At 32.0% G+C, this 26436-nt stretch carries 23 protein-coding genes and 1 rRNA gene (1 of these 24 cut by a window edge); 15 read left to right on the top strand and 9 right to left on the bottom strand.

Going from position 1 to position 26436, the window contains the following annotated elements; all coding sequences use genetic code 11:
- The first annotated feature begins 29 nt into the window (after positions 1-29).
- Both rpmB and SAR11G3_RS00730 read left to right on the top strand, forming a co-directional pair.
- Complete coding sequence (rpmB, locus tag SAR11G3_RS00735; protein WP_013694802.1) at positions 30-380, top strand: 50S ribosomal protein L28; 351 nt, start codon at positions 30-32, stop codon at positions 378-380.
- A gap of 39 nt (positions 381-419) precedes the next feature.
- Entirely contained in the window at positions 420-956 is a 537-nt protein-coding gene (locus SAR11G3_RS00730) for a queuosine precursor transporter (protein WP_041862443.1), read from the top strand.
- Here the strand turns inward: SAR11G3_RS00730 and SAR11G3_RS00725 are convergent.
- The 3 genes from SAR11G3_RS00725 to SAR11G3_RS00715 are packed head-to-tail and all read right to left on the bottom strand — an operon-like array spanning position 930 to position 4340.
- Entirely contained in the window at positions 930-2705 is a 1776-nt protein-coding gene (locus SAR11G3_RS00725; protein WP_013694800.1) for a cobaltochelatase CobT-related protein, read from the bottom strand. The genes SAR11G3_RS00730 and SAR11G3_RS00725 overlap by 27 nt on opposite strands.
- A complete protein-coding gene (locus tag SAR11G3_RS00720) occupies positions 2695-3693 on the bottom strand; it encodes an AAA family ATPase (protein WP_013694799.1) in 999 nt (332 codons plus the stop codon). Before SAR11G3_RS00720 ends, SAR11G3_RS00725 begins: the two co-directional genes overlap by 11 nt.
- A complete protein-coding gene (locus tag SAR11G3_RS00715; protein ID WP_013694798.1) occupies positions 3690-4340 on the bottom strand; it encodes a J domain-containing protein in 651 nt (216 codons plus the stop codon). The genes SAR11G3_RS00720 and SAR11G3_RS00715 overlap by 4 nt, the downstream gene beginning before the upstream one ends.
- Positions 4341-4378: 38 nt before the next feature.
- Between SAR11G3_RS00715 and SAR11G3_RS00710 the strand changes: the two genes are divergently transcribed.
- Entirely contained in the window at positions 4379-4642 is a 264-nt protein-coding gene (locus SAR11G3_RS00710; RefSeq protein ID WP_013694797.1) for a BolA/IbaG family iron-sulfur metabolism protein, read from the top strand.
- On the opposite strand, the gene SAR11G3_RS00705 is transcribed toward SAR11G3_RS00710, so the two are convergent.
- Positions 4626-5906 carry an HlyC/CorC family transporter gene (locus SAR11G3_RS00705; RefSeq protein WP_013694796.1) on the bottom strand — a complete coding sequence of 427 codons (1281 nt, stop codon included), beginning with the start codon at positions 5904-5906 and terminating at the stop codon, positions 4626-4628. The genes SAR11G3_RS00710 and SAR11G3_RS00705 overlap by 17 nt on opposite strands.
- Complete coding sequence (aroB, locus tag SAR11G3_RS00700) at positions 5899-7515, bottom strand: 3-dehydroquinate synthase (RefSeq protein WP_013694795.1); 1617 nt, start codon at positions 7513-7515, stop codon at positions 5899-5901. Before aroB ends, SAR11G3_RS00705 begins: the two co-directional genes overlap by 8 nt.
- A gap of 191 nt (positions 7516-7706) precedes the next feature.
- Between aroB and SAR11G3_RS00695 the strand changes: the two genes are divergently transcribed.
- On the top strand, positions 7707-9494 hold the full coding sequence (locus tag SAR11G3_RS00695) for a hypothetical protein (RefSeq protein WP_013694793.1): 1788 nt from the start codon (positions 7707-7709) through the stop codon (positions 9492-9494).
- Here SAR11G3_RS00695 and SAR11G3_RS00690 read toward each other — a convergent pair.
- On the bottom strand, positions 9483-11645 hold the full coding sequence (locus SAR11G3_RS00690; RefSeq protein ID WP_013694792.1) for a malate synthase G: 2163 nt from the start codon (positions 11643-11645) through the stop codon (positions 9483-9485). The two genes, SAR11G3_RS00695 and SAR11G3_RS00690, sit on opposite strands and share 12 nt — an antisense overlap.
- 142 nt (positions 11646-11787) lie before the next feature.
- On the opposite strand from SAR11G3_RS00690, the gene SAR11G3_RS00685 reads away from it, so the two are divergent.
- Complete coding sequence (locus tag SAR11G3_RS00685; protein WP_013694791.1) at positions 11788-12873, top strand: acetyl-CoA carboxylase carboxyltransferase subunit alpha; 1086 nt, start codon at positions 11788-11790, stop codon at positions 12871-12873.
- Here SAR11G3_RS00685 and secA read toward each other — a convergent pair.
- Positions 12865-15468, bottom strand: coding sequence for a preprotein translocase subunit SecA (secA, locus tag SAR11G3_RS00680; RefSeq protein WP_041862291.1), 2604 nt, complete (start codon positions 15466-15468; stop codon positions 12865-12867). The genes SAR11G3_RS00685 and secA overlap by 9 nt on opposite strands.
- Positions 15469-15551: 83 nt before the next feature.
- On the opposite strand from secA, the gene argJ reads away from it, so the two are divergent.
- From argJ to SAR11G3_RS00660, 4 genes are read left to right on the top strand one after another with little or no spacing between them, the layout of a single operon-like run.
- Positions 15552-16808 carry a bifunctional glutamate N-acetyltransferase/amino-acid acetyltransferase ArgJ gene (gene argJ, locus SAR11G3_RS00675; RefSeq protein ID WP_013694789.1) on the top strand — a complete coding sequence of 419 codons (1257 nt, stop codon included), beginning with the start codon at positions 15552-15554 and terminating at the stop codon, positions 16806-16808.
- A 2-nt stretch (positions 16809-16810) separates the two neighbouring features.
- Positions 16811-17227 carry a (deoxy)nucleoside triphosphate pyrophosphohydrolase gene (locus tag SAR11G3_RS00670; RefSeq protein WP_013694788.1) on the top strand — a complete coding sequence of 139 codons (417 nt, stop codon included), beginning with the start codon at positions 16811-16813 and terminating at the stop codon, positions 17225-17227.
- Positions 17220-17753 carry a DUF3833 domain-containing protein gene (locus tag SAR11G3_RS00665; RefSeq protein ID WP_013694787.1) on the top strand — a complete coding sequence of 178 codons (534 nt, stop codon included), beginning with the start codon at positions 17220-17222 and terminating at the stop codon, positions 17751-17753. The genes SAR11G3_RS00670 and SAR11G3_RS00665 overlap by 8 nt, the downstream gene beginning before the upstream one ends.
- Before the next feature lie 19 nt (positions 17754-17772).
- Positions 17773-18198, top strand: coding sequence for a DUF1178 family protein (locus tag SAR11G3_RS00660; RefSeq protein WP_013694786.1), 426 nt, complete (start codon positions 17773-17775; stop codon positions 18196-18198).
- On the opposite strand, the gene ubiG is transcribed toward SAR11G3_RS00660, so the two are convergent.
- Positions 18195-18923 carry a bifunctional 2-polyprenyl-6-hydroxyphenol methylase/3-demethylubiquinol 3-O-methyltransferase UbiG gene (gene ubiG / locus SAR11G3_RS00655; RefSeq protein ID WP_013694785.1) on the bottom strand — a complete coding sequence of 243 codons (729 nt, stop codon included), beginning with the start codon at positions 18921-18923 and terminating at the stop codon, positions 18195-18197. The genes SAR11G3_RS00660 and ubiG overlap by 4 nt on opposite strands.
- A gap of 62 nt (positions 18924-18985) precedes the next feature.
- On the opposite strand from ubiG, the gene SAR11G3_RS00650 reads away from it, so the two are divergent.
- From SAR11G3_RS00650 to SAR11G3_RS00630, 5 genes are all read left to right on the top strand, one after another.
- Positions 18986-20203 carry an aspartate kinase gene (locus SAR11G3_RS00650; RefSeq protein WP_013694784.1) on the top strand — a complete coding sequence of 406 codons (1218 nt, stop codon included), beginning with the start codon at positions 18986-18988 and terminating at the stop codon, positions 20201-20203.
- A gap of 1 nt (position 20204) precedes the next feature.
- On the top strand, positions 20205-21308 hold the full coding sequence (ispG, locus tag SAR11G3_RS00645; protein WP_013694783.1) for a flavodoxin-dependent (E)-4-hydroxy-3-methylbut-2-enyl-diphosphate synthase: 1104 nt from the start codon (positions 20205-20207) through the stop codon (positions 21306-21308).
- 10 nt (positions 21309-21318) lie between these two features.
- Positions 21319-22392: a peptide chain release factor 1 gene (gene prfA / locus SAR11G3_RS00640; RefSeq protein WP_013694782.1), complete on the top strand. Its 1074-nt coding sequence runs from the start codon at positions 21319-21321 to the stop codon at positions 22390-22392.
- A 3-nt stretch (positions 22393-22395) separates the two neighbouring features.
- Positions 22396-23250: a peptide chain release factor N(5)-glutamine methyltransferase gene (gene prmC / locus SAR11G3_RS00635; protein WP_013694781.1), complete on the top strand. Its 855-nt coding sequence runs from the start codon at positions 22396-22398 to the stop codon at positions 23248-23250.
- Between the two features lie 85 nt (positions 23251-23335).
- On the top strand, positions 23336-23776 hold the full coding sequence (locus tag SAR11G3_RS00630) for a DUF4167 domain-containing protein (protein ID WP_013694780.1): 441 nt from the start codon (positions 23336-23338) through the stop codon (positions 23774-23776).
- A 1-nt stretch (position 23777) separates the two neighbouring features.
- Here SAR11G3_RS00630 and SAR11G3_RS00625 read toward each other — a convergent pair whose 3' ends face one another.
- Positions 23778-25079: a M23 family metallopeptidase gene (locus tag SAR11G3_RS00625; protein WP_013694779.1), complete on the bottom strand. Its 1302-nt coding sequence runs from the start codon at positions 25077-25079 to the stop codon at positions 23778-23780.
- 389 nt (positions 25080-25468) lie between these two features.
- Here SAR11G3_RS00625 and SAR11G3_RS00620 point away from each other — a divergent pair.
- Positions 25469-26436 (top strand): 16S ribosomal RNA (locus tag SAR11G3_RS00620); it runs 518 nt beyond the window's last position.

Raw genomic sequence — 26436 nt, 5'->3', positions numbered from 1 at the left:
TAATAGTGCATTATTCTTCAAGGACTCAAATGTCAAATTGCTTAAATTATGACTTGACCAGAAAACTTTATCAAAATATACCCCTGATCGGAGAAGCTATGGCAAAAGTATGTGAATTAACTGGAAAGAGACCAATGAGTGGAAACACCGTGAGTCACTCTAACAATAAAACAAAAAGAAAATTCTATCCAAATCTTAAAAAAGTAAGTTTAAGAAGCGAATTATTGAATAAGAATATTAGCTTTAAAATTTCTACCAGAGCTTTAAAGGCAGTAGATTTTAGAGGCGGAATTGACGAATTTCTTATTCGTGCCAAGAATGCAAAGTTAGCATTAAGAGTAAAAAAAATAAAAAAACAAATTCTTTCCAAGTCTGAATAGAACTTGAAAAACCTAAAAATTATCCCATTTGTATTGGCCATGATGCTAATTGTATTGGCATCTAATTATCTAGTTCAATTTCCTTTTCAATATTTTCAACTGAGCCATATCCTTACATGGGGTGCGTTTACCTATCCGATTGCATTTTTAGTTACAGATATAGCAAATCGATTATATGGTTTTTCATTTACTAGAAAAATTATTTTTATTGGTTTTATTTGGGGTGTGGGAGTTTCCTACTTTTTTACTTTAAGCCCTATAGATTTAATTGGAATTCGAATAGTTGTAGGTTCTGGAATTGCTTTTTTAATAGCCCAAACAATGGATGCTAAAATATTTGATAAATTAAGAAATAGTAAAAAATGGTTTGTTCCACCCTTTATTTCTTCTCTCTTTTCTTCAGCAGCTGATACTATTCTTTTCTTCTCGATTGCTTTTTATGGAACGGGTGTTCCTTGGGTTACTTTAGGACTAGGAGATTTTTCTGTAAAATTATTATTAGCAATTACGATGCTTATTCCGTTTAGACTAATTATTGCAAGCTTAGTTTCAGTTAAACGTTCTTCTATCAGCTAAAAATAAAGCAACTAATCGATCAACCATTGCATCTCCTAATTCTTGAACATCTGCAATTTTAATAGCTTGCTTATAATAGCTTGAAACATCGTGGCCAATACCTATGGCATTAATTTCAACCTCATTACTCTCTTCTACCCATCTCACTACTTTTTTAAGGTGTTGTTCAAGATAGTTTCCTGAGTTAACCGACAGGGTAGAGTCATCCACTGGAGCACCATCGGAGATAACCATAATAATTTTTCTCTCTTCTTTCCTTTTCTTTAAACGGTTGAAGGCCCATAAAATAGCCTCTCCGTCAATATTCTCTTTTAAAATTCCTTCCTTCAGCATCAGACCCAAATTATTTTTAGCTCTTCTCCAGGGGGTGTCCGCAGATTTGTAAATTATATGACACAAGTCATTTAGCCTTCCAGGGTGTGTTTTTTTATTTTTTATCCAAAGCTCTCTACTTTTTCCTCCCTTCCAGTTTAATGTAGTAAATCCCAGAACCTCCACTTTCACAGAGCATCTTTCGAGCGTTCTGGATAAAATATCTGCACAAATAGCTGCAATCGATATGGGTCTTCCTCTCATAGAACCAGAATTATCTATTAATAAAGTAACCACCGTATCCTTAAACTCGATATCTTTTTCTTTTTTATAGGATAGAGAATTAAAAGGATCCATAATAACCCTCGGTAATTTAGAGGCATCTAAAATACCTTCCTCCAAATCAAAGCTCCATGACCTATTTTGTTTTGCAAGAAGCTTTCTTTGTAATTTATTAGCTAGTCTAGATATAAAATTTTGAAGGCTCGATAGTTGTAAATCTAAGTTATTTCTTAGCTTCTTAATCTCATCTTCCGTGACTAATTCTTTTGCATCAATAATTTTATCAAATTGGTTTGTGAAGACTGAGTATTTTCTTGGATCTCCGTCCTTTAATGGTTGTCTTTGTCCCTGGGGAAGATTTTCGTCATCACTTTCCTCAAGCATAGTTTCTTGTTCACTTAAACTAGGATCAAATTCAATCTCAGGAACAATATTCTCCATATCAAATTCTTGATTTTTAGACTGATCATTTTGTTCATCTTCTAAAGACTGTTCTTGATTTTGGCTATTATCACTATTTTCTTCATTATTTTCATTTTCTATATTCTCTGGCTCATTTTTTTCATTTTCTATTTGAAGGTCTTGAAGAATAGAAGACATCAAGGAAGTATATTCTACCTGGTCATACAAAGATAAATTGAGATCCTTAATTTTATTAGATATGTTTTTTTCAAATAAATCATCCCATTGCTTAAAATCTTCTTTTTTACTTTTGTGGATTTCTAGATTCATCATATTTTTTCTTAAATAAGCCTCAAATGCATCGGCAATAAAATTTTGTGAATGGACGTCACTATCCATAATTTTTTTTTGATAAAAGTTATTTAAGTTATTTTGAATTCCTATGTATTGATCTGATCCTATTTTTTCATATCTAATTTTTTCGGCAATTTTGTATAAGCTTTTATTAACCGTTCCTTTTGGCTCATTTTTTTTAAAAATAGCTTCATCACTATGCCGAATACGAAGAGCTTCTGAATCTGCATTCGCTCTAACTTCTAATATTTCTTCATGATTATTTATTGAAATAATCTTGGGTGCAGTGATCTTATCTAATTGCTTTTGATTTTCTAAAGATATAGATTTTCTTGCTATAGCTTTGGCAGTAGAAAAAACTGCATTTTTAAATTTTTCTAGCTCTTGCTTATTGTCCATTATTTTTCTCTACTGATTTTGCAGTAGAAGAAGTATTTAGTTCACTACCAAAGCATCGCTGATAGTATTCTGCAACAATGGAGCGTTCTAGTTCGTCACATTTGTTTAAGAAAGAGAGTTTAAATGAATGAGGAAGATCTTTAAAAATATCATAGTTATCTGCCCATGTAATCACTGTTCTTGGACTCATAACTGTAGAAATGTCCCCATTGGCAAAACCTTTTCTTGTTAAGTTGGCAACTTTTACCATATTGCTTACTAGTTTTTTTCCATCCGCAGTATCTAAAAATTTACATTTAGAAAGTACAATCTCAGATTCTTTTTCAGGTGGTAAATAGTTCAGTGTAGATACAATATTCCATCGATCCATTTGTCCTTGGTTTATTTGCTGAGTTCCGTGATAAAGACCGCTAGTATCACCCAATCCAATCGTATTGGTTGTTGCAAATAATCTAAATTGTTTATGTTGTTTAATAACCTTATTTTTGTCTAGAAGGGTAAATCTGCCATCTGTCTCTAAGACTCTCTGAATAACAAACATAACATCAGGTCTACCAGCATCATATTCATCAAAAACTAATGCGACAGGACTTTGTAAAGACCAGGGAAGAACACCCTCCTTAAATTCTGTAATTTGCTTACCATCCTTTACAACAATTGCATCTTTACCTATCAGATCAATTCTACTTATGTGGCTATCTAAATTTACACGGACACATGGCCAATTTAAGCGTGCAGCTACCTGCTCAATGTGAGTTGATTTTCCAGTTCCATGAAAGCCTTGAATCAAAACTCTTCGATTATGAGAGAAGCCAGCCAGAATAGCTAAGGTCGTTTCTCGGTCAAAAATGTAGCTATCGTCAATTTCAGGAACGTAGTCATTTTTTTTAGAAAAAGCATCAACAGTCATCTCACTATCGATATTAAAAACTTTTTTTACTGAAACTTTTATATCTGGTTCATTTTGAAATGTGGGGGTGGTACTCATGCAACCTCAGTGTTTTTGTTTATAGAATTGTTTAAGAAAGTGTAAGCAAGGGTAATTTCTTTAAGTTTTTCTTCATATTGTTTGTTGCCAGCATTAATATCAGGGTGATATTTTTTAACAAGCTTTTTAAACTGAACCCTAATATCGCTCCAATTTACTTCTGAATTCAACTCCATTTTTTTTAAAGCTATGATTTGGGTGGGGTTGTATCTACGACCAGAATAGGAGGAGGAGTTTTTAAACTTATTAATAAACAGTAACTCATCTTCAATGGCATTGTTCCAAAGTTTTTGAAAAAAAGAATCTTTATTACCAAATTTTTGAGTTTTTTTATGAAATGTTAAGTCGTCATACATAAAATTTTCTATAGCAGATTGGGACATTCCATCAAAAAAATCCCATTTTTGATTATAAATTTTAATATGATCTTCACAAAACCAAAGAAAAGAATCTTCATTTTTGCTCGGAGCTTTGAATTCTCCTATTTTATCACACAGCTCCCAATCACATTCTAATTTTTGCTTATCAACATATTCTTTGTGGTGATCAAAACAGTACCAATGGTACTCTTTATTTTTTTTATCTTTAATCAAAACTTGTTTAAAAGCACGTTCTTTACAAAGATATTTTTCACAATTTTTTTTCATAAGCGGTAAATATTGATACTATAATAAATTATATAAATATGGAAAAAAATTTTGCTACTATTATTGAAGATAAAATAAAAGGATCTCTTGGATTAAAAAAAGTGAAAGTTGTTAACAATTCTCACCTGCACCAGCACCATAGCTCCTCTCCCAAAAGTGGGAATAGTCATTTCCAGATAATACTTTCTTACCAAGACATGGAAGGTATGAGTCGCATTCAGATTCATAAAAAAATTTATTTGGAGTTAAAAGAAGAGATGAATGATTATGTCCATTCTCTAGAGATTACACTGGAGGATTAGAGTTTTTACTAGGAAGGGTTAGATGAATTTGAGTAATTTGGTTTTTATTTTTATTAATTATCTCATACATTATACCATCGAAGGAAAAAACCTGACCAACATTTGGAAAAGATTCTGTTTTATCAATTATATAACCTGCAATTGTAGAGGATACATTGTCTGGTATTTCAATATCTAACTCTCTATTAATATCCCTTATATTAACATCGCCCCTTATTTTATAAGAACTTGCACTAGTTTTTCTAATCCCGATTGTAGAAAAGTCTTTTTCGTCAAAAATGTTTCCTACAATTTCTTCAATAATGTCCTCCATCGAAATTAAACCCATAAGCTCACCATATTCATCAACAACAAAAGCAAGCTTTTCTTTTCTTGCAATAAACTCACTTAATTGATCTTTTGCCTTTGTAGTTTCGGGTATAAACCATGGCTTGATCAAATTGTCTTTAATTTTAGAGATATCTAACTGGCCATTGTCATTTAAATTAGTAAGAACATTTTTTGCATGAATGAGTCCTAAAATATTATTAGGATTTTCTTTCCAAACTGGAATTCTACTAAAAGAGCTTTTTGCAATAGCAGAAAAAAAATTTTGTTTGTTATTTAGATCAATGGAATAAATTTTTTTTCGGTGAGTCATTATTTTTTCCACTGTAATTTCTTTTAAATCCAAAATGGCATTGAGCATGTCTCCTTCATCCTTAAGCAGTCTTCCCTCATCCTCATGCATATCAATAATATTTCTAATATCCTCTCGTGCCGTTTTAGAAGTGGTCTTGTTTTCCATATCTATTTGCATGATTTTAAAGAAAAACCAATTTACAAATTTTACAAATAGCATTGCAGGAAAAACAATTTTTAAAAAAATAGACAAATATTTTGCCATACCTAATGCAAATTTCTCAGGTCTTAATAGAGCATAACTTTTTGGCAAAACTTCTGAAAATATTACAATCAGCAAAGACATTATAATAGTAGAATAGATAACCCCTCTATCACCATAGAATTTAATTAGGATTGCAGTTGCAAGTGCTGAAGCTAAAATATTTACAAAGTTATTTCCTATTAACAAAGAGCTAATTAAATCATTTTTCTTATTAATTATATTCATTAGAATTTTAGCTCTTTTGTCACCTCGAATAGATAGCTTGTGCACTTTGCTCTTTGCAACTGAGGTAATGGAAGTTTCAGATCCAGAAAAAAGGCCAGATAAAATCAGCAAAAAAACTACCGCCACAATAGAAAAAAAAATATTTTCAAGCATTCTTCAGTTCATTTTTCACAAATGGCATTAGTGTTTTTTCTAGAGTAGTTTTGTAAATAAATGCTTTTCCAATTCTTTTTAATAATATTAAATTAATATTTTTTGAGTTATTTTTTTTATCTTTTTTCATAATTTTAAAGAAATTATTTAGCTGATTATTTTGTATATACCTCTTAAAAGAATCATTTAGACTTAACCTTTGGTATAAATCTTTTATAGCTTGTAGTTCTTGATTTTTTAAAAAATTTTTCTTATGAGAAATTGTTGATGCTGCCATCATCCCAATAATTACTGCTTCACCATGGTTTAGTTTGTTTGAATATTTTAAATGAGATTCCAATGCATGTCCAAAGGTATGACCAAAATTTAATATTGCTCTAAGACCTTTTTCTTTTTCATCTTTACCCACAATAATAGATTTGCTTTTGCAACTGATCTCAATAGCCTTTAATATCGACAGGGTATTGCTTCGGTTAATAATATTTGCCCCTTCTTTGCATAACCATAAAAAAAACTTTTTATTCATAATAAGTGAGTATTTTAAAATTTCAGCAAAACCAGATACCATCTCTCTCTTGGGTAGTGAGCCAAGAACTGCTATATCGATTAATACAAACTTAGGATGATAGAAAGTCCCAATCAAATTTTTGCCATAACTATTATTTACCCCAGTTTTGCCGCCAACAGAAGAATCCACTTGTGATAAAAGAGTAGTAGGAACCTGAATAAAATTTATTCCTCTTTTAAAAATACTAGCAGCAAATCCAGCTGTGTCTCCTACAACACCACCTCCTAAAGCAGCCACACTATCATTTCGATCAAAATTATGGATCGTTAAAAAATTTAAGATTTTGTTAACTTCTAGTAAATTCTTATTTTTTTCTCCAGATGGAATATTAATAATAAAGCACTCATTTTTTTTAGGGAGCATTTTTTTAATGCTATAAAAATACTTATTAGGAATTTTAGTGTTTGTTATAAATAAAATTTTTTTTGATTTTGGGCAAAATTGTAAATAATTTTTATTAAAATTTTTTAAAATATTATTACCTATAAGTATTGGGTAAGAACCACCCTCCGTTCGAATATTAATTTTTTTTGGATAGTTCATATTTTTTTTAATTTCACTGGCAATTTTTTTTTTACTTATGCTAGTTGCTTTGATTTTGATATTAGCCAATTGATAAATAGGAGATCGTTTCGCCAGAATACTAGTAATTGAACCTTTCAGGTCTTTGTAATCTAGCATAGGACGAATATTTTTAGAGATCTTCATTCTTTTTACAATAGTTGAAATATCAACATCAATCCATACTGATATAGATTTTTTTAAAACAATTTCTCTAATTTTTTTGTTTAAAAAAGCTCCTCCTCCAAGAGCTATTACTTTCTCATCTCCATTAATCAAGTCAATGCATATTTTTTCTTCAATTTTTCTGAAGTAGTTTTCTCCCTTATTTTTAAAAATGTCCGGAATTGTCATATTTAACATTTTTTCAATTTCTAAATCTGTATCATAAAATTTTAAGCTTAGGATATTAGACAGCTCTTTTCCTATAGAGCTTTTTCCTGAACCCATCATTCCCGTTAAAACCAGGGTATTATTCATTGATATTTATTATTATATAAATTATTAACATATTTTAGACTTAAATTTTTATATACTAAATTTACCAATGTTGAAAAATAAACTCTTCTGGCAAGTAATTTTACTTACTTCATTGATCCTTGGGTCGATAACTTTTGTAAATTCTTTAGATATTTCGCCTCCTTCCAAACAAGTAGAAAAAAAATTACCTAATGAGAAAATTTTGGAAGTTGTTAAATAGAGCGATCTTTTTAACCATATTCTTTATACCTATATTTTTGCAACCATCCTTAGCTGACGTAAAGGATATTTGGAAACAGTCCCAAAATATAAAAAAAATTGAATCTAAATCTGATTCTGAATTTGGTAGTCAGCAAGAATTACCCCCGACTACAATTAATCCAACATCCCAACAACAGTTGGGCACTTCTGGTATTCAAGAAGTGAAAATTAAAAAAGAAACGAACGAAGTTATTTTTGGAATTTATGATCCTGCAACAACTGGTATACCAGTGAATTTTTGGTCTGGAATTGACAGCAAGTTATTCCAAGGTCTTTCGTCAGATTTGTTAAGTAATCCAAATAGCTTTGCCACAAATTACATAATTAAAAAAATTTTTTTTAGTAAAGTTAACCTTTTAGAATTTGACGATAAGGGAATCGCTTATCTGAACTTCATAAGCCTTTTTCTTGCTAAGCAAAAAGATATAGATTTGATAGACTCGGTCATCAATCAAAATAATTTACTTTTAAATAATGAAAAATTATTGAATTATTTAATTAACGATAACTTTGCTTCTTATGAAATTAAAAAAACTTGCAAATACGCTACACAGCTAGGTGCAGAGATCTCAAATTTTGAACTACAAAAGTTTAAGGTCTTTTGCTTAGTTCAGGCAAAGGAAAACAGAAAAGCATTAGCACAACTCGAGCTAATGAAAGAAGCTGGTTTTAAAGACAGTTTTTTTGTACAAAAAATAAATTATTTGCAGGGAATGCTACTGTCTAAAAAGGGAATCGAAAATACAGATAGCTTGCTGAATATTCACTTGTCTATTCTATCTGACCCTGAGTTTGATCCTAGTTATTCTATTTTTAAGAATAATTTAAACAAAAAAAAGTATTTTTTTAAAAGCCCCCTTGTAGAAAAAGTTGTTGATAAAAATAATACTTTAGAATCTGGATATACTACCGAAGATGAATTTGAATTAATTAAATTTTTAGAAAGTGGTTCTGATGCAAATATTTTTCCTATTGATAAGCTCCTTCCTTTTTATAAAAAAATAATTTTTGGAATTGATGATTTGCTTAGCCCGCTGGAAACTTATTCAAAATATCATCCCTCCAAAGGAAGAGCCCTGTTATACCAGGCTCTTCTTTTAACACGAGATCCAGAGCAAAAATTAGCATTTATGCTAGAGCTCAAAAAAAACTATATTCAAAACAAAACTCCTGCGCTTGCAAATGCTTTGTATTTCCAATTAGTTAAAAACATTAATAAAAAATATTTAAGCAAAGATTTATTAAGTAAAATTCAGACATATAATGAAAATAGTAATAAAAAAATTACTAGTGTAGAGACAAACAATGCATATCTTCACACGTCTGATGCAATTTCTTTATTAGCTGAAAAAAAAATAAATAAAAAGAAAGTAAAAATTTTAAATAAATTTTCTAAATTAACGGCAAAAAATAAATATCAATTAAATGAAAAAGATCTTGCCATGATTTATTTGTTGTCTGAAAAAAAAATCTCACTTCCTGGAGAATTGAAAAAATCTTTAAACTCAGAAGAAATTTATATTCCTAACAAAATTTATAATTTATTGGAAAAAAATCAGCTGGATTTGGCGACAATAGAATTATTAAAATTAATTAAAAACCTTAAGGAAAGTAAAGATTACGTTAGAGATTTCAGAATAATAAACAAGATATTTGATCGATTGGGGCTTGATCTATTGAAAAATGATTTTAATAAGTATGAGCTTTTAGTTAGCTAATTTTTTTTCTAGTCTTCTTTGATGCAAGACCGGCTCTGTATATCCTGAAGGCTGTTCCATTCCTTTAAACACCAAATCACAAGCTGCCTTAAACGCTATAGAATGATCAAAATTAGGTGCCATGGGAACATAGTGTTTGTCAGAATTGTTTTGCTCATCAACCACTTTTGCCATTTTTTTCATTATTTCCATTACTTTATCCTTTGTGCAAATTTGGTGATGCAACCAGTTAGCAATGTGTTGAGAGGAAATTCTCAAAGTAGCTCTGTCTTCCATTAAACCGATATTATTAATATCTGGAACTTTAGAACATCCCACACCTTGATCAATCCATCTAACTACATAGCCAAGAATACCTTGAGCATTATTTTCAATTTCCTTATTAATCTCTTCCTTAGACCAGTTCGGCCTGTCTGCCATAGGAATATTTAAAATATCATCTATGTTTGCCCTGTCTCTTGACGATAATTCTTGCTGTCTCTCAAAAACATTTATTTTATGATAGTGGGTGGCATGTAACGTAGCAGCAGTAGGGGAAGGGACCCATGCACAATTAGCTCCTGCAATAGGATGACCTGCTTTTTGGTCCAACATGTCTTTCATTCTATCGGGCATTGCCCACATTCCTTTACCAATCTGAGCTTTTCCTGAAAATCCACAGCTTAATCCTATATCCACATTCCAATTTTCGTAAGCTAACAGCCATTTAGATTTTTTCATTTCACTTTTAAAAATCATTGGTCCTGCCTGAAAAGAGGTATGCATTTCATCTCCAGTTCTGTCTAAAAAACCAGTATTAATAAAAGCAATTCTTTTTTTTGCCTGCCTAATACATTCTTTCAAATTCACAGTAGTTCTTCTTTCCTCATCCATAATTCCTATTTTTACCGTATTGGGTTTTAAGTTTAAAACTTTTTCCACGTGAGTAAAAATTTCATCTGCAAAAGCAACTTCCTCTGGACCATGCATTTTTGGTTTAACTATATAGACAGAGCCAGCTCTTGAATTAAGCTTATTTTTCATATCATGAAGTGCACAAAGTGTAGTTATGAAAGCATCCAATATTCCTTCTGGAATTTCAGATCCATCATCTAATAAAATCGATGGATTGGTCATTAGATGACCTACATTTCTCAACAAAATTAAAGATCTGCCGTGAAGGCTAATTGGATTGTCATTTGTATCTAAATATTTTCTATCCGAATTTAGTTTTCTTATAATTTTTTTTCCGTTCTTTTCCATTTCAGCTTGAAGAGTTCCTTTTGCGATTCCAAGCCAATTTCTGTAGCAATTAATTTTATCTTCAGCGTCTACTGCAGCCACAGAATCTTCTAAATCCATAATAGTTGATATTGCTGATTCAATAACAATGTCACTAATATGAGATGGATCGTCTTTCCCAATAATGTGTTGGGAATCTATTTGCAGCTCAACATGTAAATAATTATTCTTTAATAGAATTGAACTAGGTTTATTTTTTTCTCCCACATAACCTATGAATTTTTCTTTATTTTTTAATTGCGTTTTAGATTGATCAGACAGATGAATAGCTAAGTTTCCATTTTCTATTAAAAATCCTGAAACATCTTTCCAGTTACCTTTATCTAAGGGAGCAATTTGATTTAAAAAATCTCTTCCACTGTCTATGACTTTTTTCCCTCTTTTTGGATTGTATGATTTTAATTTTTCACAACCATTCTCATCGGAGATTGCATCTGTTCCATACAGCGCATCGTAAAGACTACCCCATCTTGCATTTGCTGCGTTTAATGCATACCTCGCATTGTCAATAGGCACAACAAGTTGAGGACCTGCAATCTTAGAAATTTCATCATCAACATTTGCAGTTTCTATTTTAAAGTCTTCCTGCTCATCAACAAGGTAGCCAATTTCTTTTAAAAAAATTTTGTACGACTTAAGGCTAAAATTATCTTTATTATCAACATGCCAAGTGTCCACACTCTTTTGAAGATCAGCTCTTTTTTTTAAGAGAGACTTATTTTTTTTAGCCAATTCATTTGAAGAGGAAACAAAGCCTTTCCAAAAAATATCTTTGTCTATCGAAGTGCCTGGAATAATTTCATTATTAACAAAATTATATAGGTCCTCGTTAATTTTGGTTTTTTCTACGTTAATAAAGTTTGATGACATTTTTTGAAGGGCTAAAATGGACTAAAAAGTCAAAAAGTCAATTTATTTAAGATATTAAAATTAATACTATTTAATTACAGGTATCAATTAATTGTTATTTTTGTTTCATGTATATACAATAATAAAAACTTATATTTAATTAATGCAGTATTTAGACTTTGAAAAAGAGCTTGAGCAGCTAGATTCCAACATAGAGAATCTAAAAAATCCTTTTGAAAATACGGGACTGTCTTCCTTAAATAATGAAGAAATACAAAAAGCACAGTCCGAAATTGATAAAAAAACGAGTGTAATTTATCAAAGTCTTGATGGATGGAAAAAAACTAAAGTTGCAAGACATAGTGAGAGACCTAAGTCGAATTTTTATATTGAAAATATTTTTGAACATTTTCAGCCTATCTCAGGAGATCGGCTGTTTGGTGAGGATGAGGCTATCATCGCCGGTTTTGCAAAGTTAGAAAATCAATCCGTTTTAGTTTTGGGTCAGGAAAAAGGAAGTGATACAGAAAGTAGATTAAAAAGAAATTTTGGCATGATGCGTCCAGAGGGTTACAGAAAATGCATTCGTTTAATGAAATTAGCTGAAAAATTTAAGATTCCAGTAATAACTTTTATTGATACTCCAGGTGCTTATCCAGGAAAAGGAGCAGAAGAGAGAGGTCAAGCGGAGGCAATAGCAAAGTCTATTGATTGTTGTCTTTCAGTTTCACAACCAATTATATCGGTAGTGATTGGGGAGGGTGGATCCGGCGGTGCCATTGCACTTGCTACTTCCAATAAAGTTTTGATGCTTGAGCATGCTATTTATTCAGTCATTTCTCCAGAAGGATGTGCTTCTATTTTATGGAAGGATGCATCTAAATCAAAAGAGGCAGCAGAATCTATGCAAATAACTGCACAAAATTTATTAGGCCATCAGATAATAGACGAGATTATACAAGAGCCGCTTGGAGGAGCCCACAGAAACCCCAAAGAAGCCGCGATACACATCAAGCAAAGTTTAGTAGAAAATTTAAAGTCCTTTTCTGGAAAAAGCGCAGATGAAATTCTTAAAGAAAGAAAAAATAAATTTCTATCCATTGGTACAAAGCTGCCAGAGGAAATTAATATATTTAACCACGAAAATGCAATGTATTTCTCAAGAAAAAGTTTTATTAAGAATAAAAAAGCATTTATTATTTTGGGAGCTTCGGTTTTAGTAGCTGCTATAATGTGGTGGTTATACTAAAGATCCACAACAATGTTTGAATTTTTTTCCAGTCGCAGGACACTTTTCATTCCTTGAAATTTTTTCTTTAGGATTACTAGATAATAAACAGCCTTCAATTTTATTTTGCTCTAATGCTTTATCGGTAGGTTCGTTCTTATTTTTGGTTTCATCTAAAGATACTTCTAGGTTTGATAAAAAAAGTATTAGATTTTCTTTAATTTTATCTAATAGATTTTGAAACAATCCAAAGCTTTCTCTTTTGTATTCATCTAGAGGATTTTTTTGACCATACCCTCTTAAACCAACAGATTGCCTAAGCTGCTCTAAATATTGAAGGTGATTTCTCCATTCAAAATCTAAGTTTTGTAAGAATATTTTTCTCTCAATATCCTGATTGTTGATTTCTGTTATTTTATCAATTCTTGATGCTCTTTTACTCTTAAAATTTTTTTCTAAAAGCTCTACTTTTTTTTGTTTTGAACTTGAAATAAAATTTTTAAAATCAAGATCGGACATTCTAATTCCACACACTCTTTCAATCTTATTTTTAATATTTTCTTTTCTTTCATTATCTTCTTCTAAATGAGTGCTCTGCAAAAGTATGTTATCAATTATTTCTTTGAAAATATTATCTACAATAGAGTAAATATTTTCGGTTTTCATAACATCTAATCTTTGTTCATAGATAACTCTTCTTTGGTCACTCATCACGTCATCAAATTGAAGAATAGTTTTTCTAATATCAAAATTTCTTGCTTCAACTTTTTGTTGAGCTTTTTCAAGAGCTTTATTAATCCAAGGATGATCAATTGACTCTCCCTCTTTAAATCCTAATTTTTGCAACATATAGTCAATTTTTTCTGATCCAAAAATCCTCATGAGGTCGTCTTCAAGACTTAAATAAAAAATAGTTTTTCCAGCATCTCCCTGTCTTCCCGATCGACCTCTTAGCTGATTATCTATTCTTCTGCTTTCATGTCTTTCAGTTCCTATTACAAACAGCCCCCCTGATTGGATGACTGCCTCCTTATCTTGTTTATGTAATTTTTTTTCAGATTCGTTATCAGTTGCATTCTTTAATCTAACGTCTAGATTTCCCCCCAACTGAATGTCGGTTCCTCTTCCAGCCATATTTGTTGCGATAGTTACTGATTCAGGACACCCAGCTAATTGAATAATTTCAGCCTCCTTTTCATGCTGCTTAGCATTAAGGACACTATGCTTAATCCCTTCTTGTTTTAATATGTTGGATATTTTTTCTGATTTTTCTATACTAGTTGTGCCCACTAAAACAGGCTGCTTATTATTACGAGCTTCTTTAATATCTTGCACAATTGCATTTAATTTTTCTTTCTCAGTTCTAAAAATCTGATCATTTAAATCTTTACGAGACATCACTACATTCGTAGGAACTTCAACTACATCCAGTCTATAGATGTCATAAAATTCTTCTGCTTCTGTTATGGCGGTACCTGTCATTCCTGCAAGTTTTTTATAAAGTCTAAAATAGTTTTGGTAGGTAGTAGATGCAAAAGTTTGATTTTCACTTTGAATAGGAACTCCCTCTTTTGCTTCTATTGCCTGATGTAATCCATCTCCATATCTTCTTCCCTCCAACACTCTTCCAGTAAATTCATCAATAATTTGAACTTGATTATCTCTTAAGATGTAATCTTTGTCTTTGATGAATAAAATATTCGCTTTAAGAGATTGGTTAATATGATGAACAAGAGATAAATTGCTAGGATCGTAAAAGTTACTACCTTGTAAAAGTTTCATCTTTGAAAGTTTTGATTCAACCGAATCGATGCCAGAGTCTGTTAAGTTAATATTCTTATCTTTTTCATCAACCTGGTAATCAGTTGCCTTTAGTTCTTGAACAAGCTTATTACATACAAAATAATTAGAAGAGTCTGTTTCAGAGGGACCTGATATTATTAGTGGAGTTCTAGCTTCATCAATTAGAATGCTGTCTACTTCATCTACAATGCAGTAATGAAAATCTCTTTGAACCATCTCATCAAGAGAAAGCTTCATGTTGTCTCGCAAGTAATCGAAAGCAAACTCATTGTTTGTTCCATACACTACATCACAATTGTAAATTTTTTCCCTATCTTCGTCTTGGACATTTGCTGTTAAACAACCAACGCTTAACCCTAAAAACTGATAAATCTGACCCATCCATTCCGAATCTCTTTTTGCTAGGTAGTCATTTACGGTTACAACGTGAACTCCTTTTTCTTGTAAACTATTTAAATATACAGGAAGTGTCGCAACTAGCGTTTTCCCCTCACCTGTTTTCATCTCAGAAATTTTTCCTTGATGTAGAATAATTCCACCCATTAACTGAACATCAAAATGTCTTTGACCAATTACTCTTTTACTAGCCTCACGAACTGCTGCGAAAGCTTCAGGCAAAATTATATCGAGGGTATCTTTGTCTTGGAGTCTTTTTTTGAATTCATTAGTTTTACTTTTTAGCTCTGTGTCAGATAGTTTTATAAATGACTCTTCCAACTTATTGATCTGCTCAACTGTAGAGTTTAAAGCAGAAATTTTTCGCTGGTTGGTGGAACCAAAAATTTTTTTTAGAAAATTTAAATTTTTCAACATTTCTACTCAGGTTTTGCTTAAATTATTAATAGTAAAGTTTGTATTTCTAACTTATAAACCACTTCTTTATCAAATTATTAATTATGGCAATAAAATTTAGTGAAATTTTTGGCATTAAAGGCCAGCAAGGCAAGACTACTAAAGACCTTCCAGCAATAGAAGGGATGGAATTATCAACTGCTTCTGCGGATCTCTATAAAAAGCAAAGAGACGATGTTTGTTTTTTTTATTTTAAAGAAGGGGCTACTTTTGCAGGCGTTTATACAAAATCGTCAACCAAATCTCATTGCATTGTATGGAATAAAAGTATCACATCAAAAAAAATCAAAGCTCTTTTTGTAAATACAAAAAATGCAAACACTTTAAATGGACAGCAAGGGTATATTGCCATCAAAGAACTCGCTTATTTAATTTCCAGAAATAAAAATATTTCTCAAAAAGATATTTTGTTTGCTTCGACGGGGGTGATTGGTGAAAAATTTCCTCTTCTTAAAATTAAATATTCTATAGACAAGCTAATGGAAAGATCAGTAAAGCCCAATAAATTTGAATGGATTGGTGCAGCTAACGCGATAATGACAACTGATACAATTGCCAAGATGGCTTATGAATCTTTCGATGTTAATAATAAAAAAATTAATATTTCAGGAATTGCAAAAGGATCTGGCATGGTTTTTCCTAACATGGGAACCATGTTTGGTTTTATATTTACAGATGCAAATATTTCCTCCCCTGTGTTAAATTATTTTTTAAAAAAAAATGTAGAAGAAACTTTTAATGCCATTTCAGTGGATGGCGATACATCAACCAATGATATGGTTTTGTTATTTTCTACGAATAAGTCAAAAAATAAATTAATAACAAATAAAAACTCTCCAGCAGCAAAAATATTTGAGCAAAAATTAAAAATAGTTATGCTGGATCTTGCAAAACAAATTGTTGCTGATGGCGAGGGATCTCAAAAATTTATAACCATTAATATAACTAATTGTAAAAATAAAAATTTAGCAAAAACTATTGGATTTTCAATCGCGAATTCCCCTCTGGTAAAAACAGCAATTGCAGCAGAGGATCCTAATTGGGGTAGAATAATGATGGCGATCGGCAAAGCCAGTCCTGATATAAAAATGGAAAAAGTGTCATTAAAAATTGGGCCAACTTCAATTTTTAGAAATGGAGAGATTGTAAAAAATTACAAAGAGTCAGATGTGAAAGAGCACATGAAGAATAAAGAGATTTTAATCCATGTGGATATGAGATCGGGTAAAAATAATTTTTCAGTTTACACTTGTGATTTGACCAAAAAATATATTTCAATTAATGCAGACTATCGAAGTTAGTTGTGAAGATTGTATTTGTATCTTCTTGCATTCTGCTTAAAAAAAATAAAATTTTAATCACCAAAAGACCTACAGGCAAACCCTTTCCTCATTACTGGGAATTCCCTGGTGGAAAATTAGAAAGAGGAGAAAGTTTTTACGATGCTATTATTAGAGAGTTAGAAGAAGAGTTGGGAATTAAAGTCAAAAGCAAAGACCTCTCAATTATTGACAATGTCTCACATAGCTATGAATTAAATAGCATTGTTATAATGGCTGTTTTTTACATGAGAAAATGGACCGGAATAGTGAAAGCTAAGGAGAATCAGCAAATTCAATGGTTAGCTGCGGCAGACTTGTGTAAGGTAAAATTTTTAGAAGGTAGTAAAACAATAATAGATAAAATTAACGCAAACTTATATGGCTTAAATCATGAGTAGAATTAAAAATATTTTTTTAGCAATTCTTTTACTGTCTGTGCTAAATAGTTGCTCAACTATGAAACTTGAAGAATTTAAATTAAAGAAACCAGAGTTAAAACTAGAGGAATATTTTTCTGGCAAAACTACTGCAAGAGGTGTTTTTGAAGATAGATTTGGGAATATAAAGAAATCTTTTATCGTTTATATAGACGGAACTTGGGATGGAAAAACACTCATTTTAAAAGAAGATTTTATTTATGATGATGGAAGCAAAGAATTTCGTGAATGGACTATTACCAAAGAAGGTGAAAATTTTTACACTGGTTTTGCAGATGGAGTTATTGGTAAAGCTTCTGGATCAACCAGTGGGAACGCCTTTAATTGGAAATATACATTTAACTTACCAATTGGATCAAAAAAAATAAAAGTTAATTTTGATGATTGGATGTTCCTGCAGGATAAAAACTATCTGATTAATATCGCAAAAATTAACAAATTTGGATTTAATTTAGGAACTGTTATTCTTTTTTTTAATAAGGAGTAGTTCTTGGACTATTAAATTTATGATCAAATACCAACTTAAATGTGAATGTGGAGAAGAGTTTGAGAGTTGGTTTAGCAGTTCCAAAGAGTTTGATAGGCTAGAGAAAAAAAACTTACTTAGTTGTATATGTGGAGTTTCTAAAAAAATTTCTAAACAAATTATGTCCCCGCAAGTAGTGGGTAGTAAAAAAAAAGAGACTGATGATAACCAGCAAAGAGAAGTCTATCAAAATGTTCAAAAAAAATTAACAGAACTTAGAAAATATGTAGAAAAAAATGCAGAATATGTAGGGAATAATTTTGCATCTGAAGTTCGCTCCATTCACTACGATAAAAAAAATGTGAGAAATATTTATGGTAAAACTAGCCTAGAAGAAAATAAAGAATTAATCGAAGAGGGGATAGAAATTAATTCTATACCTTGGGTAGACAAAACTGACAGTTAGCTTTTTGTAAAGCAGGTCATATAATTGACAGAAGTATCATTACTTAGTGACCATTTATTAAGAATGGGATTAAAAGTAACCCCCTTAGTTTCTTGGTGTATCAATTGTTGAGTGGATACATAATTAATCATCTCCTGAGGTTTTACAAACTTTTTCCAATCATGCGTTCCTACAGGTAGCCACCTCAAGACATACTCTGCACCCACAATTGCAAATAAATAAGACTTTGGATTTCTATTAATTGTTGCAAAAAAAATAATTCCATTTTTATTTAAAAGTTTTGAGCAGCTTTCGACAAAAAAATTAACATTATCAACATGCTCAATCACTTCCATGCATAAAATTACATCAAATTTTTTATTTTTTATTTCTTCTGGAAGCTTGTTTAAATATTGAATTTGCAAATTTGTTTTTTGCGCATGTATTTTTGCTACCTCAATGTTATTTTTGGAAGCATCAATTCCTGTAACTTGCGCGCCCAATCTAGCAAAAGGTTCACATAGCAAACCTCCTCCACAACCAATATCTAAAAGTGTTAGGTTTGAAAATGAAAAATTTTTATCAAGACTCAATGAAAAGTGAGAGGAAATTCTGTCAATTAAGTATTCTTGTCTTACAGGATTGAACTTGTGCAAAGGGGAAAATTTCCCATTAGGATCCCACCACTCAGAAGCCATATTAGAAAACTTTTTAACTTCTTGCTCATTAGCTGTTTTTTTATTCATAGCCTTTTGTGTTATTGCTTATTTTTATTTAGCAGAGTAATTATGTTAAAAATATACTTTATATGTCTAAAATTGTAATGAAATTTGGTGGTACTTCTGTCGCAGATACAGATAGAATCTCACATGTTGCCAATATAATTAAAGCAAAAATTGATCAAAATCATAAAATTGCCGTGGTAGTTTCTGCTATGGCTGGTGTCACTAATGATTTAATTCAAAAATCTAAAAAAATTTCAGATAGTTTTCCTAGCGATGAGTATGATGCTCTTTTATCTTCAGGTGAGCAAGTTACTGCTACGCTGTTGGCAGCAGCTTTGCAAAAATTTGGAATTAAATCCAGATCTTGGTTAGGGTGGCAAATACCTATTGTGACTGAAGGAGATCATAAAAATAGTAGAATCATTTCAGTTAATTCAAAAGTATTAAATGACTGTATAGACCAAGATATTGTTCCAATCATTCCAGGATTTCAAGGCCTAACGGAAGGCAACAGAATTAGCACAATCGGCAGGGGTGGTTCAGATGCATCCGCAGTTGCAATTGCAAAATGTTTAGAAGCAGACTTTTGTGAAATTTATACAGATGTAGATGGTGTATTCACTACCAATCCGGATTTAGAGAGCAAGGCAAAAAAAATTGAAAAAATCTCATATGAGGAAATGTTAGAGATGGCCTCACTTGGAGCAAAAGTGATGCAAAGCAGTTCTGTACAAAAAGCCATGATTAACGATGTCGATATTTATGTAAAATCTACATTTTCTAATAATTCAGGAACCAAAATTGGCAGCCAGGATAGGGTTTCATACGATAAGGTTATCACAGGAGTGGCTTATTCAAGTGATGATGCAAAAGTTACTTTGCAAGGGGTAAAAGATAAGCCTGGGGTTGCTTCTTCAATTTTCAAACCTTTGTATGAAAATAATATAGTTATTGATATGATTGTTCAAAATGTTTCGGCAGACAATTCTAAAACAGATGTTACATTTACAATCAAAAGAGATGATTTGCAAAAAACTACTTCAGTTTTAGAAAAATTAAAAGAGCAGCTAAATTTTGATAAACTATTAACGGATGGTCATGTTTCTAAGATTTCAATTGTGGGCGCTGGTATGATTACTCATCCCGGAGTTGCCTATAGAATGTTTGATGCATTATCGTCCAAAAAAATAAATATTATGGTTATTTCTACTTCCGAAATTAAAATCTCAGTATTGATTGATGAAAAAAATACTAAGGAAGCAGTGAAAACAATTCATCAAATTTTTGAGCTAGATAAATAAAATGAGCACAATTAGACCTTTTAGAACAATCAATAGAAGAAAATCTAAACAAATTCATGTAGGGGATGTTTTGGTAGGTGGTGATGCTCCTATATCGGTTCAATCTATGACTAACACCCTGACAACAGATATTCCCAGCACTGTGAAGCAAATCAACGACCTGGAAGAAGCAGGGGCTGACATTGTAAGGGTTTCGTGTCCAGATGAAGATTCTACAAAAGCTTTATCGCAAATAGTAAAGCAAACTAATATTCCGATTGTTGCAGACATACACTTTCATTATAAGAGAGCGATTGAAGCTGCAAAATCTGGTGCAAGCTGCTTAAGAATTAATCCAGGAAATATTGGATCTAAGGATAGAGTTGCAGACATAGTAAAAGCTGCAAAAGATTTTAATTGTTCTATTAGAATTGGAGTAAATGGAGGATCATTAGATAGTACGTTGTTGGAAAAATACAAAGAGCCATGCCCAGAAGCATTGGTTGAAAGCGCCATGCTAAACATAAAAATTTTAGAAGATTTAGATTTTTTTAACTTTAAAATTAGCGTCAAAGCATCTGATATTTTTCTAGCAACTAGCTCTTACAGACTCTTAGCTTCCAAGTGTAATTACCCGTTACATCTTGGAATAACAGAAGCAGGTAGTTATTTTGTAGGTACTGTTAAATCTTCAATCGGAATGGGAATGCTTCTCATGGATGGTATTGGAGATACTATTAGAGTTTCTCTTTCTTCAGATCCAGTAGATGAGGTCAAGGCTGGGCTGGAGATCTTAAAAAGTTTAAACTTAAAACATAGAGGCGTAAAAATAATTTCCTGTCCTTCATGTGCAAGACAGGCATTTGAAGTAATCAAGACTGTGGAAATTTTAGAAAAAAAATTATCACACATTAAAGAATCTCTTACCTTATCTATTATTGGGTGTGTGGTTAATGGTCCGGGTGAGGCTTCCCAAACCGACATTGGTCTAACAGGAGGTGGTAAGGGAAGTAATATGATCTACTTACATGGTCTCGCAGATCATAAGGTGGCATCAGAAGAAATTATTGATCACGTTGTATCTTTAGTAGAAAATAAAGCTGCTGAAATTAGAGCAGAAAGCTAAGGAGTAATTCATGATATCTTTAGAAAAATTAGAAAGTATTGTTAATCGCTATAATGATTTAGAATCTAGCCTTTCGAAAACCGATATTGATAAAAAAGAGTTTGTTAAAAATTCTAAGGAATATTCTTCAATTGGAGAAATAATAGAGACCATCAAGAGCTATATTGATGCCATAAAAGACAAAGAAGATCTTAAAAAAATCTTATCAGACAAGGATTCAGATATTGAAATTAGAGAGATGGCAGAACATGATCTCGAAGAAATTAAATCAAAAGAACAGGAGTATGAAAAAAAAGTCAAAGTATTTTTACTTCCAAAAGATGAGGCAGATGAGAAGAATGCCATCGTGGAGATTAGGGCTGGCACAGGTGGTTTGGAGGCTTCTTTATTTGCTTCTGATCTATTTAATATGTATCAAAAAGTATCATCTATCAATGGATGGAGAGTAGAAGTGTTAAGTGTTTCTGCTAGTGAGGCTGGAGGATACAAGGAAATCGTCTTCACAATTACAGGAAAAAATGTGTTTTCTAAACTAAAGTTTGAATCTGGGGTGCATAGAGTTCAGCGTGTACCCGATACAGAAACCCAAGGACGAGTTCACACATCTGCAGCAACTGTTGCTGTTCTAGCAGAAGCGGAAGAAGTAGATGTTAAGATTGATGAAAACGATTTAAGAATAGATGTTTTTCGATCTGGAGGGCCGGGCGGACAGTCTGTTAATACAACCGACAGTGCAGTTAGAATTACACACATTCCAACAGGTGTGGTGGTTGCAATACAAGATGAAAAATCTCAACACAAAAATAAAGCCAAAGCGATGACTATTTTAAGATCCAGGCTGTATGAGGCTGAAAGATTAAGATTAGAAAATGAACGTTCGGTTGCAAGAAAAAGTCAAATTGGAACTGGAGACCGATCGGAACGAATTAGAACTTATAATTTTCCTCAAGGAAGAGTTAGCGATCATAGAATTAATTTAACCTTGCACAAACTAACAGGTTTTTTAGCAGGTGATGATTTTGCAGAAATGTCTGATGCTTTACAAATAAAGCATCAGGAAGAGTTGTTAGAAAATGTCAAGTAATGCATGACTACAGTTTTAGAGGCTTTAAAAAAAAATTGTAAGAATTTATTAAATATTAATATCAAAACTGCAAAAATAGATTCTGAAATAATTTTAGCTTCAGTTTTAAAAACTGATAGAATTAATCTATCTACTCAACACAATTTGATTCTAAATAAATCTCAAGAACTTCTAATGAGTCAGCTGATAGAGAGAAGAAAAAATAAAGAACCAGTGGCCTACATTTTAAATAAAAAAGATTTTTGGAATGAAACTTATTTTGTAGATCAGAGAGCTTTAATTCCAAGACCAGAAACAGAAATTCTAATTGAAATGGTTTTAAAAAAAATTAAAGACAAATCAAAAGTATTGCAGCTTTTGGATATCGGATGTGGGTCTGGATGTTTGCTAATTTCTTGCTTAAGAGAGCTTAAAAAAAGTATTGGTATCGGACTAGATATTAGTTCAGATGCTTTAGCAGTTTCAAAAATTAACGTTAAGAATTACAAGCTTAATAAAAGAGTTGAGCTTCATAAAGAAAGTATTTTTCATTTCCTTACATTGAAAAAATTTGACGTAATTCTATCTAATCCTCCCTACTTGTCTTCAGCTGAGTATGACAATTTAGAAATAGATGTTAAAAATTTTGAGCCAAAAACTGCACTGAAGGGAGGTCATGATGGAACATCTCATTATAAAAAAATTATTACCTTTGCGTCCATGTCTTTGAAAAAAAATGGATTGTTAGCTTTGGAGCTGGGTGACCAGCAGTTTTTTAAAATAAAAGAGATTTTGGCAGAGAACTCTTTTAGAGTTCTAGACAAATATCGATTAATCAATGGGGAAATAAGATGTATTCTAGCATCTAAAATAGGATAAATTTCTTTTGACAAATGTTTAAGAATATGTGACTTTAAAACATCTATTAAATAATATTTTAAAATAGAATTAAAAAACAATCTAAATGCCAAATTTTGTAAGAAGACCGAGAGGTCGTAATAACCCAAGAAGTAATGGTCGCAGACCTAATGCTAATTTTAGAAATAGTGGTTCAGGTCAAATAGTTTCTCTTGGAGAAACGGGCAACAACAACAATTTTTCAAGAAATAGAAACGGCAATCGTGGGGGCGGAAATGCAACTAAAATGTTTGATAAATACAAAACATTGGCTAATGACGCCCTTTCTGTTGGAGATATTATTTTAGCGGAAAGCTATTTTCAACATGCAGATCATTATGCAAGATTGTTACCACCAGAACCAAAGCCAGTTATTAAAAGCGAGGAGTCTTTAAATGAGCCAGAGAATGAAAATACAGAAACTGAAGATGATATAGTTTCGCAAGACGCTGCGAAAGCAGAAGCTGATGCCTCAAAGACTGTAACTGAAGAAGCTGTTAAGAAGTAAACTATTTAGTAGTCTTAGAAATTTCTGCCAACTGATCAATTCTTTGTTTTTCTAAATTAAAATTTTCCATTTCATTTTGTGACAATTTTTTTCCCGAAGGAAGCTTCAGTCTTTGCGAATTAATTCTTTTATTATTTACCAACACTTCATAATGAAGGTGAGGTCCGGTTGATCTACCAGTACTTCCTACGTAACCAATAATTTGTCCTTGTTTAACTTTTCTTCCAGCTTTAATATTTCTACCAAACTTAGATAGGTGCGCATAAGCAGTTTTATAAGTTGAGTTGTGTCTTATTCGAACATATTTTCCATACGCTCCAAACCACGATGCCCTCTCCACTGTTCCTGAGCCAGAAGCCATAACTGGTGTTCCTCTACGTGCAGCAAAATCTGTTCCTTGATGTAATTTATTATAACCTAAAATAGGATGTTTTCTCATTCCGTAGCCAGAAGATAATCTTGCACCATTAATTGGCGTTTTCATCAAAGCTTTTTCAATACTTTTTCCATCAGGCGTAAAATAACCAATATTATTTTTGCTATCTTTGTATCGGTAAAGTTTAATTTCTCTTCCACTGTTTTTTAAGTAAGCAAATAAAATATTTCCATTTTTAAAATTTTCTCCCTCATCATCCTCAAACCGTTCATAAAAAATTCGAAATTCATCATTTTTTCGTATGTCTCTTTGAAAGTCTATTTCAAATCCAAATATCCTTGCAAACTCAACTACAACTTCAGCATCTACGTCTATTTTTTGAGCAGAAGCAAACAAGCTATTTACAATAACTCCTTTTGCTAAAAAATTTATCTTTTCCAAATTTTTTTGATTAAGTCTAACTTCGTAATCATCTGTTTTGTTGCTGTAGTAAATGTAAGCTGTAGAAAGTTCATCTACTTGAAAAGTTATTCTAGATATTGATGGCTTGTTTTGTTTTATTCGAAATATAATAGTTATAGTTTGCCCTTGCTTTATTTTTGTTAAATCAACTATACCTTTAGTCTTTTGATAAATTTTATTGACCTCTACCTTGGAAATTTTTTCTTTTAATAAAATTTTTTGCAGTGAATCTCCTGCAACAACTTTAATAATTTTTTTATTAGGAATAAAATCGGTATTGAAAAAAAAAGAATAGGCATCTTTAAATTCTTTTTTCGATTCTTTTGTAGATTCTTCACGCTCATTTAGATAGCCTTTGGAGACAAAATCTTTGGAGGAAAAAACAAAAAATAAAAGAGCAAAAAAAATTAAAATCAAAAATATTATTAGGTAATTTCGAGGAATTTTTTGGTGATTTTTTTTCATTTTTCTATATTTTATATACTTACAGTTGATAAATAATTAAAAAAGGAAAAAAAGCCCTTTAAAAGTGGTATTTTTTTATGTTTCTAGCTATTGACTTGTTGCCTATTTATCAATATTTACTCGAGTCCTTGCACTGAATAATAACTGTTATTTAGGTGTGATTTATACAAAAAACATAACAAAATTAAGGAAAATTCTTTCTTAAACCAGAGAATTTTCAGTAGTTTTGTTGAGCTCTTGAAATCGTAAATTTGGAAGAGAAGCGTGGACGGTTATTTTTTGTCAAAAAAAAATTTGTCGTACACGCTTTAAGTAAACTTATAAAAAAGTAATTTTATGTAAGTTGTGTATTTTTTTAAAATACACGAAAGCTTGTGTACGCCGTTATTAAACTTGAGAGTTTGATCATGGCTCAGAACGTACGCTGGCGGCACGCCTAACACATGCAAGTCGAGCGGGGTAGCAATACCTAGCGGCAGACGGGTGCGTAACATGTGGGAATCTGCCTTTTGGTTCGGAACAACATGGGGAAACCTGTGCTAATACCGGATAAGTCCTAACGGAGAAAGTTTTAATGCCAAAAGATGAGCCCGCATTTGATTAGCTTGTTGGTGAGGTAAAAGCTCACCAAGGCTATAATCAATAGCTGATTTGAGAGGATGATCAGCCACACTGGGACTGAGATACGGCCCAGACTCCTACGGGAGGCAGCAGTGGGGAATCTTGCACAATGGGCGAAAGCCTGATGCAGCGATGCCGCGTGAGTGAAGAAGGCCTTTGGGTTGTAAAGCTCTTTTGTCGGGAAAGATAATGACTGTACCCGAAGAATAAGGTCCGGCTAACTTCGTGCCAGCAGCCGCGGTAATACGAAGGGACCTAGCGTAGTTCGGAATTACTGGGCGTAAAGAGTATGTAGGCGGCTAGATAAGTTAATTGTGAAAGCCCAAAGCTTAACTTTGGAACTGCAATTAAAACTATTTAGCTAGAGTATGATAGAGGAAAGCGGAATACATAGTGTAGAGGTGAAATTCGTAGATATTATGTAGAACACCAGTTGCGAAGGCGGCTTTCTGGATCATTACTGACGCTGAGATACGAAAGTATGGGTAGCGAAGAGGATTAGATACCCTCGTAGTCCATACCATAAACGATGATTATTAAATGTGGGGAATTATTTCTCTGTATTATAGCTAACGCGTTAAATAATCCGCCTGGGGAGTACGACCGCAAGGTTAAAACTCAAATGAATTGACGGGGACCCGCACAAGCGGTGGAGCATGTGGTTTAATTCGAAGCAACGCGCAGAACCTTACCAACCCTTGACATGTTTGTCGCGAAACTAAGAGATTAGTTTCTT

It is taken from the genome of Candidatus Pelagibacter sp. IMCC9063 (assembly GCF_000195085.1).
Classification (GTDB): domain Bacteria; phylum Pseudomonadota; class Alphaproteobacteria; order Pelagibacterales; family Pelagibacteraceae; genus IMCC9063.
This window is presented reverse-complemented; position numbering and strand designations above follow the sequence as displayed.